Origin of the sequence: Haemophilus parainfluenzae T3T1, from assembly GCF_000210895.1 — a bacterium.
GTDB classification, from domain to species: domain Bacteria; phylum Pseudomonadota; class Gammaproteobacteria; order Enterobacterales; family Pasteurellaceae; genus Haemophilus_D; species Haemophilus_D parainfluenzae_A.
Map to the genome: position 1 here is coordinate 1,331,604 of NC_015964.1, position 15,360 is coordinate 1,346,963.

At 39.9% G+C, this 15,360-nt stretch carries 13 protein-coding genes; 8 read left to right on the forward strand and 5 right to left on the reverse strand.

The window, feature by feature from the left end; all coding sequences use genetic code 11:
- Nucleotides 1-39: 39 nt before the first annotated feature.
- From folK to dksA, 3 genes are all read right to left on the reverse strand, one after another.
- Entirely contained in the window at nt 40-543 is a 504-nt protein-coding gene (folK, locus tag PARA_RS06785; RefSeq protein WP_014065105.1) for a 2-amino-4-hydroxy-6-hydroxymethyldihydropteridine diphosphokinase, read from the reverse strand.
- On the reverse strand, nt 543-1,802 hold the full coding sequence (gene pcnB, locus PARA_RS06790) for a polynucleotide adenylyltransferase PcnB (protein ID WP_014065106.1): 1,260 nt from the start codon (nt 1,800-1,802) through the stop codon (nt 543-545). The genes folK and pcnB overlap by 1 nt, the downstream gene beginning before the upstream one ends.
- Nucleotides 1,803-2,136: 334 nt before the next feature.
- On the reverse strand, nt 2,137-2,574 hold the full coding sequence (gene dksA / locus PARA_RS06795; protein WP_014065107.1) for an RNA polymerase-binding protein DksA: 438 nt from the start codon (nt 2,572-2,574) through the stop codon (nt 2,137-2,139).
- Between the two features lie 262 nt (nt 2,575-2,836).
- Here dksA and PARA_RS06800 point away from each other — a divergent pair, with 262 nt between their 5' ends.
- From PARA_RS06800 to PARA_RS06835, 8 genes are all read left to right on the forward strand, one after another.
- Nucleotides 2,837-5,239 carry a DNA internalization-related competence protein ComEC/Rec2 gene (locus PARA_RS06800; protein WP_041918250.1) on the forward strand — a complete coding sequence of 801 codons (2,403 nt, stop codon included), beginning with the start codon at nt 2,837-2,839 and terminating at the stop codon, nt 5,237-5,239.
- A 37-nt stretch (nt 5,240-5,276) separates the two neighbouring features.
- Nucleotides 5,277-7,040 (forward strand): lipid A ABC transporter ATP-binding protein/permease MsbA, encoded by a 1,764-nt coding sequence (gene msbA / locus PARA_RS06805; RefSeq protein ID WP_014065109.1) that lies wholly within the window; start codon nt 5,277-5,279, stop codon nt 7,038-7,040.
- A 53-nt stretch (nt 7,041-7,093) separates the two neighbouring features.
- Nucleotides 7,094-8,074, forward strand: a complete 981-nt coding sequence (lpxK, locus tag PARA_RS06810) for a tetraacyldisaccharide 4'-kinase (RefSeq protein ID WP_014065110.1) — start codon at nt 7,094-7,096, stop codon at nt 8,072-8,074.
- A gap of 17 nt (nt 8,075-8,091) precedes the next feature.
- Nucleotides 8,092-8,271 carry a Trm112 family protein gene (locus PARA_RS06815; protein ID WP_014065111.1) on the forward strand — a complete coding sequence of 60 codons (180 nt, stop codon included), beginning with the start codon at nt 8,092-8,094 and terminating at the stop codon, nt 8,269-8,271.
- A gap of 9 nt (nt 8,272-8,280) precedes the next feature.
- On the forward strand, nt 8,281-9,045 hold the full coding sequence (gene kdsB, locus PARA_RS06820; protein ID WP_014065112.1) for a 3-deoxy-manno-octulosonate cytidylyltransferase: 765 nt from the start codon (nt 8,281-8,283) through the stop codon (nt 9,043-9,045).
- Nucleotides 9,046-9,078: 33 nt separating this feature from the next.
- Complete coding sequence (locus PARA_RS06825) at nt 9,079-10,032, forward strand: hypothetical protein (RefSeq protein ID WP_014065113.1); 954 nt, start codon at nt 9,079-9,081, stop codon at nt 10,030-10,032.
- Nucleotides 10,033-10,093: 61 nt separating this feature from the next.
- A complete protein-coding gene (gene uvrC, locus PARA_RS06830) occupies nt 10,094-11,920 on the forward strand; it encodes an excinuclease ABC subunit UvrC (RefSeq protein WP_041918251.1) in 1,827 nt (608 codons plus the stop codon).
- A 69-nt stretch (nt 11,921-11,989) separates the two neighbouring features.
- Nucleotides 11,990-12,709: a TerC family protein gene (locus PARA_RS06835; RefSeq protein WP_014065115.1), complete on the forward strand. Its 720-nt coding sequence runs from the start codon at nt 11,990-11,992 to the stop codon at nt 12,707-12,709.
- Nucleotides 12,710-12,745: 36 nt separating this feature from the next.
- On the opposite strand, the gene PARA_RS06840 is transcribed toward PARA_RS06835, so the two are convergent.
- On the reverse strand, nt 12,746-13,798 hold the full coding sequence (locus PARA_RS06840; protein ID WP_014065116.1) for an ABC transporter ATP-binding protein: 1,053 nt from the start codon (nt 13,796-13,798) through the stop codon (nt 12,746-12,748).
- A gap of 13 nt (nt 13,799-13,811) precedes the next feature.
- Nucleotides 13,812-15,332 carry an ABC transporter permease gene (locus tag PARA_RS06845; RefSeq protein ID WP_014065117.1) on the reverse strand — a complete coding sequence of 507 codons (1,521 nt, stop codon included), beginning with the start codon at nt 15,330-15,332 and terminating at the stop codon, nt 13,812-13,814.
- Nucleotides 15,333-15,360: the final 28 nt, after the last annotated feature.

The window sequence follows — 15,360 nt, forward strand, 5'->3', positions numbered from 1 at the left end:
AGAAGGGCTGATAGTAAATATCAGCCCTTTTGTTTTGAGTTAAGTGCGGTCAATTTTCTCGCTGTTTTTGATTTTATGCATTTGATGATTTTCAAAAGCTTTCACCAAATCGGCGACTTTTTCGCCTTCAGGTAAAACCAAATCTTGTGCGATATCATTAAGTGGCACAATCACGAATTCGCGGTTTTTCATATCGTAATGAGGAACCGTTAAGCGTTCATTTTGAATGATTTGATCGCCATAAAGCAGAATGTCCAAATCCAGTGTACGCTCACCCCAACGACGTAAACGCACGCGACCTTGTTCATTTTCGATACGTTGCAATTCATCGAGTAAAGCTAAAGGTGGGCGAGTGGTTTCGATCATCGCTACTGCATTTACATAATCCGGTTGATCTTGCGGGCCTAATGGTTTGCTTTGGTAAAATCCGCTCACCGATTTTAATTCAGTATTAGGTAGCGCAGAGATTGCCTCTAATGCCGAATTTAATTGTTCAGTAGGCGTATTTAAATTACTGCCTAGGGCGATATACACTTGAACCATTAGTTAGCCGCCTTAGGTTTACGTCTGCGATAATATTTTTTCTTTGGCGCTGGATGCAATTTTTGTTGCTCTTGAACCAACTGGCGACGTTGTTCTTGATTGCTGAGTTGGTACTCATGCCACCATTTTGCGAGTTCAACGGTTTCACCGCCTTCCACTTCAGCACGCATCGCCAATAAATCAAAGGCTGCACGGAATTTTTGATGTTCCATCGTGCGAGCAGGGTGAGAACCCGTGCGTTTAAGCAATTGTAATTGCAACATCCAAATATCACGAATAACGGATGTATGACGACGAGGTGCGGCTAATGATCGGCATAATTGATCAAGCACTTCATTTGCCGCAAGGGCATAGGCATCGTGATTGTTTAAGCCACCTTCATTTTTCAGCACATCCACTTTTTCGCGTAATGGATACCAGAAGAATGCCGCAAATAAAAAGGCTGGATTGATACGTAATTTATCGGCAATACGTTCATCAGTTGAATTTAACGAAGTTAAAATCATACGTTCCGCAAGGCTGTCTTCTTTTTCGGTGAAATAAGGCGTTAAGCTTGGGAAAAGCTGTTCAAATAAGCCATATTGACGAAGTAATTTATAGGTTTTTACACCATTGCCAGACTGCAATAATTTTAAGCTTTCATCGAATAAACGCGCCGGTGGAATATTTTTCAGCAATGGTGCAAGCTCACGAATTGGCTGTTCACTTGGTTTTTCCAAGAACATATCCAATTTCGCCATAAAGCGCACAGAACGTAACATACGCACAGGATCTTCTTGATAACGGGTAACGGGATCGCCAATCAGACGTAGTTTTCCGTTTTTCAGATCATCAATTCCGTTGAAGTAATCACGAAGCGTATTATCTTGCGGATTGTAGTAAAGCGCGTTTACCGTGAAATCACGGCGTTCGGCATCTTGTTCAATGGTGCCGTACACATTATCACGCAGTAACATCCCTTCATCGCTTTGTTTCGCTTGATTTTCGCTGCGTGCATCCGAATGGCTGGCACGGAATGTGGCCACTTCGATCACATCGCGACCAAACATAATATGCGCAAGGCGGAAACGACGACCGACTAAACGACATTGACGTTGGAATACCGCTTGAATTTGGTCGGGACGCGCATTCGTTGCCACATCAAAATCTTTTGGATGCTTACCCAACAATAAATCACGCAAACACCCCCCAACGATATAAGCGTCGTAACCTTGACGTTGCAATTTTTCTACCACGGTAATGGCATTACGGCTAAACATACGTGGGTTAATACCAAAATGAGAGGCTTTAACGATATGTTTGTCGTGACGATGCGCTTGGGTGTTCGTTTTTTTGTGGTGAGAAGAGGACGGGGCGATCTTGGGTTGTGAACGCTCTGTTTTTGAAACGTTTGGTTTTTCAGTTTTTGGCGCTGTTTTTGGGACAGGCGAATTTATATTGGTTTCAGTTTCTTTTTTAGTTTTTTTACCAAATAAATTTTTTATATAAGTAAGAATAATTTACTCCATTCTCTATGTTAAATGCGCATTTGATAAAAACACGAAAAGTGCGGTTGTTTTTGACCGCACTTTTTCGTTGGGTTATTTGAATCAATTAACCTGCGACTTGTTTTTCACGAATTTCAGCAAGGGTTTTGCAATCGATACAAAGATCAGCAGTAGGACGTGCTTCTAAGCGACGAATGCCAATTTCTTCCCCACAAGAATCGCAGTAACCGAAATCATCGGTGTCCAATTTTTTCAATGTGTATTCAATCTTTTTCATTAGTTTACGCTCGCGATCGCGGTTACGTAATTCAAGACTGAATTCTTCTTCTTGGGTCGCACGGTCAGCTGGATCCGGGAAGTTTGACGCTTCATCTTGCATATGAGCAACAGTTCTTGATGCTTCTTCCACAATTTGCTCGTGCCATGCAGTTAAAATTTTTCTGAAATGAAGAATTTGATCTTCATTCATGTATTCCTCATCTTTCTTAGGTTGATAAGGTGTAACACCGGCTAAATCCAGCAAACTTAGAGATGCCTTAGACATTGATAACTCCTAATAATAGTACAGAATTTAATGACGTCCTGTCTTGTTTTTGTGATTAGTTCTTATTGCTAAAAATAGCTGACATAAGAACCTAGTTATTTTAAGGGCGATATAAATAGCAGAACTTCATCTATTTAGCAAATAAATTTAGCCTGGAAATTTAAATTTTGCGATCGAGATCGCAAAAAATGGCGTAATTATTTGTTTATTTATGAGGTTAAGGCTAGGTTGCCTTATTTTCTCGCTATAAATCACACTCCAAATGAAACTCACGTTATTTCAACTGTGCATCATGCTCATCGTTTCAGCCTTTTCTTTGCTTGTTGTGCCCGATTTTTTACTGTTTACCTGGCAACGAGCGGGGCTGAGCATTTTATTGTTGGTTATGACCGCATTTTGTTTCCATTGGTTCAATTATTTTAAAGTCAGAAATTTTTGCATTAACGGCATTTGGTTTTTGCTTACCTTAGCTTACGTGCATTCACAAGCCTTATCGTTATTGACCCAAGCCGAAAAAATTTCAAGTTTACCGAATAAAATCACGTTAGATCTTCACATTTCAGAAATTCTTCATCAGCAAGATTATCAAACGTTAGTTGCGACGACGTCTTTATTTGATGGGAAAGAACAACAAATTTTTATTAATTGGAGAGCACCAGAAAAACCACAACTTGGTGAAATTTGGCGGGCAGATGTAAAGCTTCGTCCTATTTCGGCGAGATTAAATCATGGTGGATTTGATCGACAACAATGGTATTTTTCCAAAAGGATTATTGCCGTAGGGAATGTGAAAAGTGCGGCCAAAATTGGGGGCGATTTTTCTTATCGCACAGATTTTCTACAGAATAGTCTCAAACAGACGGAAGGACTTTCTTTGCAAGGCTTGCTTATCGCATTGGCATTTGGTGAGCGGGCTTGGCTGGATAATAAAACATGGCTGATTTATCAACAAACGAATACAGCACATTTAATTGCCATTTCAGGACTCCATATTGGTTTAGCCATGGGGATAGGCTTTTTCTTTGCTCGATTATTGCAATTTGTATTGCCAACACGCTTTATTTCACCCTGGTTTCCGCTTTGCTTTGGCGTGTTGATTGCTTTAGGTTACGCCTATTTAGCTGGATTTAGTTTACCGACCTTTCGTGCAATGATGGCATTGCTTTTTATTGCAATCCTTCAATTTTCGCGACGATATTACACGCCTTTGCAAATGCTTTGTTTAGTGGTAGCGTTTTTACTGTTTTGTGATCCACTTATGCCACTTTCGGTGAGCTTTTGGCTTTCAGTTGGTGCTGTTACCTGTCTGATTGTGTGGTACCGATATGTTCCCTTATCAATCATTGAGTGGCAGCATCAAAAATTATCCGGCAAAGTGCGGTGGATTTTGGGCTTGTTTCATTTGCAGTTGGGGCTGCTGATTTTATTCACACCTATTCAGCTTTTCTTCTTTAATGGCTTGGCGTTAAATGGATTCTTGGCGAATTTAATTGCAGTGCCCTTATATAGCTTCGTACTTGTACCCTTGATTCTCTTTGCGATGTTAACGAATGGCGCATTTTCTTCTTGGCATTTTTCAAATGCGATTGCTCAAGGTATTACACAATGCCTCAGTTTTTTCCAAGGCTCGTATATGCCGATTTCGATTAATTTATCCCTCATTCTGACCGCACTTTTAAGCTTTGTTTTTGGTGTGATGTTAGGGGGATTGTATTTTGCATCTCAAGGGAAAACAAAAAACACACCGCTAAAATCAAGTCGATTTTTCACATTAAACAGCACAAAAATCTTATCGCCAGAAGCTTATAAACAAGCGCTTCGAGATGTTATTTTTATTTTTTGTGTTTGTATGGGGACTCTAGGATATCGATATATCACGAAACCCAAATGGCAGTTAGATACCTTAGATGTTGGACAAGGTTTAGCAACCTTAATTGTGAAAGAGGGAAAAGGCGTGTTGTATGATACGGGGCCCGCTTGGCAGAGTGGAATAGGGGCTTCTTCCATGGCGGAATTAGAAATATTGCCTTATCTTCAACGGGAAGGCATTGAACTTGAAACCTTGATTTTAAGCCATGATGATAACGATCATTCGGGTGGCGCTAAAGCGATTTTAGCCGCATATCCAGAGATTGAACTGATTACACCTTCTCGCAAAAACTATGGTGAAACGCACCGCACTTTTTGTCTTCAGGGAAAACAATGGCAGTGGGGAGGACTTGATTTTAAAATTCTTTCACCAAAACAAATTACAGACAGGGCGGAGAATCCTCAATCTTGCGTGATTGTATTAACGGATGGACAGTATCAGATCCTTTTAACCGGTGATGCTGATGTGGCAACAGAAAAATCTTTTGCTGAAAAACTAGGCAAAATTAATGTGTTACAGGTAGGACATCATGGCAGTAAAACCTCAACAGGCGAGATTTTACTGGGACAGGCGAAACCTGATCTTGCCTTAATTTCAAGCGGACGATGGAATGCGTGGAATTTTCCTCATCCAATCGTGATTGAACGATTAAATCGTTATCAAAGTGCGGTCGAAAATACGGCTATTTCAGGTCATATAAGGTTAAATTTTACTGAAAAAGGCATTGAAATTGAAAAAGTGAGAGGGGATTTTTCACCTTGGTTTGCCCGTGTAATTGGATTATCCCCGAAATAACAGGTACAATGCAGCCAATTTTTATTAAGACAATGTGATGCAAGAACAAACTATGCAAGATAAAGATTTCTCAACCTCGCAAACTTTTAAGCGTTTATGGCCGATGATTTCACCTTTTAAATCAGGGTTATTTGTCGCTGCTGTCGCTCTCATTTTTAATGCATTGGCTGATTCAGGCCTGATTTATATGCTTAAGCCTTTGCTTGATGACGGGTTTGGGAAAGCAGATCATTCCTTCCTAAAACTGATGGCGTTTGTTGTGGTTGGTATGATTATGTTGCGTGGAGTGACTAACTTTATTTCCAGCTATTGTTTGGCTTGGGTATCAGGCAAAGTGGTGATGATTATGCGCCGCCGCTTGTTTAAGCATTTAATGTTTATGCCGGTGAGTTTCTTTGATCGTAATTCAACGGGGAAATTGCTTTCTCGTATTACTTACGATTCAGAAATGATTGCCAATTCTTCCTCTAATTCATTAGTGACCATTGTACGTGAGGGGGCCTATTTAGTTTCATTGCTCGTGGTGATGTTTTACACCAGTTGGGAACTGACGTTGGTTCTTTTCGTCATCGGGCCAATTATTGCAGTGCTTATTCGCTTTGTATCGAAGATCTTCCGTAAGCTTAGTAAAAACATGCAAGATTCCATGGGGGAATTAACTTCTGCGACGGAACAAATGCTAAAAGGGCATAAAGTGGTGCTTTCTTTTGGTGGTCAGTTAGTGGAAGAAGAGCGTTTCGATAAAGTCAGCAATGATATGCGCCGTAAAGGAATGAAGATGGTGACTGCTGATGCCATTTCAGATCCGGTTGTGCAAGTTATTGCCTCTTTGGCGTTGGCGGCAGTGCTTTATTTAGCAACTACACCATTAATTGCAGAACATAATTTAACCGCAGGTTCTTTTACTGTCGTCTTTTCTTCCATGTTAGCGATGATGCGCCCATTAAAATCCTTGACGAATGTAAACTCACAATTCCAACGAGGCATGGCGGCCTGTCAGACATTATTTTCTATCTTAGATTTAGAAACTGAAAAAGATAATGGCACGTATAAAGCAGAACCCGCCAAAGGTGATTTAGAATTTAAAAACGTGAGTTTTGCTTATGAGGGGAAAGAAGAGAGGGCCTTAAATAATATCTCTTTTTATGTGCCCGCAGGCAAAACTGTGGCATTAGTGGGACGTTCAGGTTCGGGTAAATCAACCATTGCCAATTTGGTAACGCGTTTCTACGATATTGATGAAGGTGAGATTTTATTAGATGGCGTGAGAATTCAAGATTATCGTCTATCTAATTTACGTGAGAATTGTTCTGTTGTTTCTCAACAAGTGCATTTATTTAATGATACGATTGCCAATAATATTGCCTATGCGGCAGAAGATAAATACACGCGTGAGCAAATTATCGAAGCAGCAAAAGCGGCTTATGCCTTAGAGTTTATCGAGAAACTTCCACAAGGTTTTGATACCGTTATCGGTGAGAATGGAGCAAGTCTTTCTGGTGGTCAACGTCAGCGTTTAGCCATTGCTCGTGCGTTATTACGTAATTCACCTGTCTTAATTTTAGATGAGGCGACTTCTGCACTCGATACCGAATCTGAACGTGCGATTCAGTCCGCATTAGAGGAACTGAAAAAAGATCGTACGGTATTGGTTATCGCCCATCGTTTATCAACCATTGAAAATGCCGATGAAATCTTAGTTATTGAACACGGTGAAATTAAAGAACGTGGTACACACCAAGATTTATTAGCACTTGATGGTGCATATAAACAATTACACAGTATGCAGTTTAGCGGATAAAATAATAAGGGCGAACCAATGTGTTCGCCCAAAATCAATATAGGATAAATGAAATGCCTTTTTGGTACTCAAATTCAAAGCTAGCTTGGTTGCTCCTGCCTTTTTCTCTGCTATTTTGGTTGATTAGCCAAATTCGCCGAGCATTATTTTCCCTAAATATCTTATCTTCTTATAAATCCCCGAAACCTGTCATTATTGTTGGTAATCTTTCTGTTGGTGGAAATGGTAAAACCCCTGTCGTGGTGTGGTTAGTGGAAGAGTTACAAAAACAAGGGTTGCGTGTAGGCGTGATTTCTCGTGGCTATGGTAGCCAATCTAAAACCTATCCTTTACTTGTTACACCTGAAACAGATCCCGTTCAAGGGGGCGATGAACCTGTTTTAATCGCCAAAAGAACAGGTGTGCCAGTGGTGATTTCACCGAATCGTCAACACGCTATCGAATTACTTTTGAAAACACAGGATTGCGATCTGATTATTTCGGATGATGGATTACAACATTATAAGTTGCAGCGTGATATTGAAATTGTGGTGATGGACGCAGAACGTACTTTAGGGAACGGCTTTGTATTACCAGCTGGGCCTTTACGTGAATTACCAAGTCGTTTAAAAAATGTGGACTTTGTGATTACTAATGGCGGAAAAAATGCTTATTCTGATGCCATTATGACGTTAGTTCCTCACTATGCGATTAATTTAGTGACGGCAGAAAAACGCTTACTAAGTGAGTTTACCCAAGGTTCAGCCATTGCGGGAATTGGCAATCCTCAACGTTTTTTCACGATGTTGGAAAATTTAAATATTCGTTTAGCCAATACGAAAGCTTTTCAAGATCATCAACATTTTGAATCACAATTATTAGAAAAACTTGCTGAAAACCAACCGCTCTTTATGACCGAAAAGGATGCCGTAAAATGCCAAGCTTTTGCTAAAGAGAATTGGTGGTATGTCCCAGTTGATGCGGAGATTGTTGAGGCTGAAAACCAAGGCCAAAAACTTCCACAATTGTGGGAAAAAATCCGTCATTTAGTTTAACTCTATTCGAGTGAAATATGCATGAGAAACTTAATCCTCGATTATTAGAAGTGATCGCTTGCCCGCGATGTTTGGCAAGATTGAAATACGATCAAGAAAATCAACGGCTCATTTGCCCTTTTGAGCAAGTGGCGTATCCTATTGAAAACGGCGTGCCGGTTTTGTTGGCAGAGAAAGCCGAAACACTGAAAGAATAAGGAATGATTATGTCATTTACAGTTATTATCCCTGCTCGTTTTGCATCGAGCCGCTTACCAGGTAAACCTTTAGCAGATATTGCCGGTAAACCTATGATTCAACATGTTTTTGAAAAAGCTCAACAATCAGGTGCGAGCCGAGTGATTATCGCCACAGATAACGAACAAGTTGAGAAAGCAGCAAAAGCTTTTGGGGCAGAAGTGTGTATGACATCAGAAGCGCATAATTCCGGTACAGAGCGTTTAGCAGAAGTAGTGAGTAAGCTTGGTATTGCTGATGATGAAATTATTGTAAACATCCAAGGGGATGAGCCGTTAATTCCTCCCGTTATTGTGAGTCAAGTGGCAGAAAATTTAGCGAAGTTTAACGTGAATATGGCGACGCTTGCGGTAAAAATTCACGAAGCGGAAGAGTTATTTAACCCAAATGCCGTGAAAGTCGTTACGGATAAAGATGGCTACGTTTTATATTTTTCCCGTTCAGTAATCCCTTACGATCGTGATCAATTTATGCAATTAGCAGATACCTCCAAGGCACAACTGGCTGATGCGTATCTTCGTCATATCGGTATTTATGCTTACCGTGCAGGCTTTATTAAGCAATATGTGCAATGGGCACCAACACAATTAGAAAACTTAGAGAAGTTAGAGCAACTCCGTGTATTATGGTACGGTGAGCGTATTCATGTGGAATTGGCGAAAGAAGTCCCGGCTGTTGGTGTGGATACGGCTGAAGATTTAGAAAAAGTGCGGTCAATTTTAACTGCAAATTAAGATCAGTACGTTCATTAAATCAAGGACGAAGAAATGAAAAAATTTAACTTATTAATGATATGCGTCTTCGTGAGTCAAATCCCACAAATAGTACAAGCGGAAGAACAGAAATGGGTAGATAAACAACATGACAGAATCAAAGAAACCTTAAATAGTTGGGCTAAGAGCATTGATAACTGGATAAGTGATCCCGATCCTGAGAATCCAGCGGGTGCCAAACTACGAGTGATGCTAGATAGTCAATGGAATCATTACGATCATTTGTCATTTAAGCCGCGTGTACGAGGTAAAATTCGCTTACCGGGTGTGAAAAAACAGTTAAGCTTGGTATTTGGTGATGAAGATGTTGAAAACCAAGAGAATGATAAAAACTATATTGGAAACATTTATAAAAAACCGTTAGAAAATAAGAAATATTATAATAGCAGTCAAGCACGCAATGATAATGCATCTATTGGCTTACGTTGGTCTGATAGCATTAAAAGCTTAGGAGTAAATACTCATTTTGATCTTGGTATCCGCTCTGGGGTAGATATTTTTGTCCGTTTTAAAGCTTATAAAGAGTGGCAAATTAATGATGAGCTTTCTACTCGGTTAGAACAAATTTATCGTTATGGTAGCAATAGTAAGCATTACGTGCGTACTAATTTCGAAACGAAATACCAACGTACCCCAAATATTTTTATCGGAAACAACTTGTATCTACAATATGCACATGACATTGATGAAGAGATTTCATGGGGAAATAGTATTTATCAGGAACATGATTTTGCTAATAATAAACGTTTAAATTACGGTATCTTTGTTGGTGGTTATTTGGATAATAAAAAATTTGATATTAATCAATATGGCCCATTTATAAGTTGGCGTCAGCCAATTTGGCGAAAATGGCTATTTATTCAACCAGAATTAAGCTATTACAATGATAGAAAGAAAGACCGTAGCCATCATGTTGGTGCATTTTTACGATTAGAAGCAGTTTTCTAATATTTGATGTTTTTCAAGTAATGTAAATCTTGTTTTCTGTTTGGAAACAAAAATCTTATTTATGTTTGATTCTAAAAAGTTTCTCTCAGACGTTTCTCATGAACCTGGTGTTTATCGTATGTATGACGATAAAGATCAGGTTATTTATGTGGGCAAAGCGAAAGATCTTAAAAAGCGCCTTTCCAGCTATTTCCGAAAAAACTTAAGTAGCAAAAAAACAGAAGCCTTGGTGTCGTCAATTCATCATATTGATACGACGATTACTTCTTCTGAAACAGAAGCATTATTGCTTGAGCATAATTTCATTAAGCTTTATCAACCTCGTTATAACGTATTATTGCGAGATGATAAATCCTATCCTTTTATTTTATTGACGAAAGAACGTCATCCTCGTATTACTTCTTATCGTGGAACGAAAAAAATTGCAGGTGAGTATTTCGGACCTTATCCTCATGCAGGTGCAGTACGTGAAACCTTGTCGTTAATGCAAAAATTATTCCCTGTTCGTCAATGTGAAAATTCGGTTTATAACAATCGTTCCCGCCCTTGTTTGCAATATCAAATCGGGCGTTGCTCCGCACCTTGTGTGCCAGACTATGTGACTGATGAGGAATATAACCAACAAGTGGAATTAGCGCGATTATTTTTACAAGGGAAAGATCAGCAAGTATTAGATTATCTCATTGGCAAAATGGAGCAGGCGAGCCGAGACTTGGATTTTGAAGGCGCGGCACGTTATCGTGACCAAATTCAAGCGGTTCGTGCGGTTATCGAAAAACAATTCGTGTCCAATGAACGTTTGGACGATATGGATATTATGTCCATTGCGTATCAGCACGGTTTAGCTTGTGTTCAGGTAATGTTTATTCGTCAAGGCAAAGTATTGGGCAATCGCAGTTATTTTCCGAAAGTGCCTGCTAATACAGATTTATCCGAATTAACAGCAACGTTTGTTGGGCAGTTTTATTTGCAAGGCCATCAAGGCAGAAGTATCCCTAATAGTATTATTGTGGATCATAAATTAGATGAAAAAGCGGAGCTTGAAGCCTTATTAACGGAACAAGCTGGCCGAAAAGTGGTGATACAAGAATCCGCTAAAGGCGATAAAGGTAAATATCTACAACTAGCGCAAATTAATGCCAAAGCGGCGTTAGCGACTCAACTTAAACAATCTTCCCGAATGCACGAACGTTATCAAGCCCTTTGCGAATTGCTCGATATGCCTGAAATTAAACGTATGGAATGTTTTGATATTAGTCATACGATGGGGAATCAAACTGTGGCATCTTGCGTGGTATTTAATCAAGAAGGACCACTGAAATCAGATTATCGCCGTTTTAATATTGAAGGTATTACGGGTGGCGATGATTATGCCGCGATGGAGCAAGCCTTAAAGAAACGTTACGATCGTGATCTTGATGAAGATAAAATTCCCGATATTATTTTTATTGATGGTGGTAAAGGACAGCTTAATCGCGCCTTAGAGGTTTTTCATCACCTCAACGTAAAATGGGATAAAAATCGACCGCACTTAATCGGTGTGGCAAAAGGTGTGGATCGTCGAGCAGGACAAGAAGTGTTGATTATCAGCAAACAAGATCGTGAGATTCACTTGCCGGATGATAGCCTTGCGCTGCATTTAATCCAACATATTCGAGATGAAAGCCATAATCATGCGATTAGCGGTCATCGTCAAAAACGTCAAAAAGCCTTTACCCAAAGTGGCTTAGAAACCATTGAAGGGGTAGGCGCCAAACGACGCCAAGCCTTGTTGAAATATTTAGGTGGATTACAAGGTGTCAAAAATGCCACATTGGATGAAATCGCCTCTGTACCCGGTATTTCTAAAGCGTTAGCGGAAAAGATTTTCGAGACCTTAAAAAGTTAGGAAAAATCTTGATTTTCTACGCGAACTGTCTATGATTCAACCTTTCGGATTTTATTATAGGAACATATTATGTTTGAATGGCTTGTTGATCCTGAAGCATGGATTTCATTGCTCACTTTGACCGCACTTGAAATCGTCTTGGGTATCGATAACATTATTTTTATTAGTATTTTAGTGGGACGTTTACCCGCAAATCAACGCCAATCTGGTCGTATTATCGGTCTTGGATTAGCGATGATTACCCGTATTTTACTTCTTGTTTCCCTTTCTTGGATGATGAAATTAACGGAGCCGTTGTTCACGTTAGTCGGTCAGGAAATTTCGGGTCGCGATTTGATTTTATTCCTTGGAGGCTTATTCCTAATAGTGAAAAGTACAGGCGAAATTAAAGAAGCGATGCATCCTGAAGCACATCATGAAGAAGAGAATAACAAGAAGAAAGTCAGCTATTTGGGCGTGTTAATCCAAATTGCAATTTTAGATATTGTGTTTTCTTTAGACTCTGTGATCACAGCAGTAGGGATGGCAAATCACCTTCCTGTGATGATCTTGGCAATTATGATTGCAGTTGGTGTGATGATGTTTGCCGCGAAACCAATTGGTGATTTTGTGGATACTCATCCGACATTGAAGATTTTAGCCTTAGCATTCTTAATTTTAGTTGGAGTAAGTTTAATTGCCGAAAGCTTGGATATTCATATTCCAAAAGGCTACATTTACTTTGCAATGGGCTTCTCAGCCGTAGTTGAAATGCTCAACATCAAGATGCGAAAATCACTTGGTCATTAAATCATATAAAAAGGCGGAACAATATGTTCCGCTTTTTTAGTCATTATAGAATACCCCTTTCCCATATAAATACAGCGTGACTTGTTCGCCAGTATGATATTCGTTAATGAGATCTTCATTGATATTCAATTCATAACCGCTAACATCAATACAAATATTGATCGCTCGTCCTCTTGATTCTATCCGCTTAATCTCACCGTTAAAAGAAGCGGTCGGATCTTGGATTTTTTTCGCAAGAGAGAATTGCTCAGGGCGGAATAACACTTTCCCTTGTGTATGACCACTTCCTTTATTTTCGACGGCAATTTCACCTAATTGACAGGTTGCGATGCCATCGCTTTTTAATGTTGCAGGAAGAATAATGCTTTCCCCAATAAATTTAGCAATAGACAAATACTGAGGTGACCAATAGAGCGTTTTAGGTGTCGCAATTTGGAGAATTTTCCCTTCTTGAATCACTGCGATTTTGTCTGCATGACATAGTGCTTCATCACGATCATGGGTCACAAATACAGCAGAGGAACCACTTTCTCTTAATACTTGTAACATATCGTAACGAATTTGATTTCTAAGATGCTCATCTAACGCACTAAATGGCTCATCAAACAGGATTAATTCAGGGCTTGGTGCAAGTGCTCGAGCAAGTGCGACACGTTGCTGTTGACCACCAGAAAGCTGATGTGGGAAACGGTCAGCTAAGCTGCTAATGCCCGTCAGTTTCATCACTTCCTGTATGCGTTGTTTTTCCTCTTCCGTTTTCCCTTTACCATCACCTAAGCCATAAGCAATGTTGCGGTAAACATTTAAATGAGGAAATAACACGCCTTCTTGTACCACATAGCCTAATTTGCGCTGTTGGGTTGGCACATTGAGGTTTTCTTTAAAAATAGGTTGATTCTTTAACCAAATCTCACCGCTTGTTGGTTGTTCAAAACCAGCAATACTACGCAATAAGGTGGTTTTTCCACAACCAGATGCACCAAGAAGAAACAGAATTTCACCTTTCTCTAATTGCAGAGAGATATTGTGTAGAACCTGGTATCCGTTAAAGGATTTATTCAAATTTTTAATGTCGAGTAATGTTGTCATTTTTATTTTCTCGTTATTTAAAACCGTATCGTTTCAGGAAAAACACAGGAATCCCTGAAAATAGCACTAACATAATGGCATAAGGCGTTGCAGCTGCATATTGTGCATCAGAGGTATATTCCCACACCGCGGTTGAGAGCGTTTTAATGTCATTAGGGGTCAATAATAGGGTAGCGGTGAGCTCTTTCATTAAGTTTAAGAACACTAAAGCAAACGCAGCGGCAATCCCTGGTAACATGGCCGGAATGACTAAAGTACGGAAAATATAAAAGTTGCTACGGCCTAAGCTTTGTCCTACCTTTTCAATGTTACTAGACATTTGTTCAAGTGAGCTACGCAAGGTCGTTTGTGCCATGGGAAGATAAAGCATAAAGTAGGCGACGACAACCATGGCAAAGGTTTGATAAAGCGAATACGCATAGTTGATAGTAAAGAAGACCAACGATAATGCGATAACAAGCCCTGGTACAGCGTGAAGTAGATAAGGGATTCGATCAAGCCAAATCGTCAATTTACTGCGATAGCGTACCGCTGCCCATACCAATGGTAGTGCACAAATAACGGTAAGTGTTGCACCCAGTGTTGATATAGTCAGTGAATTTGTGAAGGCGGTAAAAAATTCCCCAAAATCGACCGCATTTTCAATGGAACTTCCCACGGTTAGCCAATAAATCAGCATAGTAATTGGTACACCAATACTAAGCACAAAAATGGTAGTAAAAAAGCTAACGACTAAAATTTGTTTTCCTGCTGAGAGCATTTTCAACGGATAGGGGCGTATTACGCCTTTGCCGCTTTGATAGAGTGTTTGTGTGCCTCTAAAACGAATTTCCCCCATCACAACAAAGATACAGATCACCATTAATACACCAGAAAGTAAGGCGGCGGTGTTGTTATTAAAGGCCATTTCATATTCTTGGAAAATTGCCGTAGTGAAGGTTTGGTAATTTAAAATAGACACAGCTCCAAACTCTACTAACATATGAAGCGCAATTAATAATACGCTGCTACCGATGGCGGGTTTGAGTTGCGGAAAAATCGCATGCCAAAATGTGTAAGCATGGCTTTTCGCCAGTGAAAGGCTCACTTCTTCTAAAGAGCGGTCGAGTCTTTTTAAGGTCGCCGCGACAGGGAGATAAGCAAGCGGGAAAGAACTCAGCGTCATAATGCCGATGGTTCCCCAGAAGCCTTCCACTCTGAAGGTGAGACTGATCCACGTAAAACAACTGACAAAAGCCGGAATACAAAGAGGGAGCGTCATGGCTACTTGGAAAAAGCCTTTTCCCCAAAAGCGATAACGTTCTAATAAAAATGCACATAGTGTGCCGAGAATAATGGCAAAAAGTGTAACAAATACCATTAAAAGTAGGGTGTTACTGAGCAATTCCCACATTCTTGGGCGCCAAAGTAATTCAATGCTGCGAGCCAATCCGACATCTGCAGCACGCTCAATAACATATAAAAAAGGGAGTAATAATGGCAAACTAATCAGCACGATTAAGGCTATAAGCCAGCGAGGTGGGCGATTAGACACAGAAAAATCCTTTAAAAAGTATAGAGTA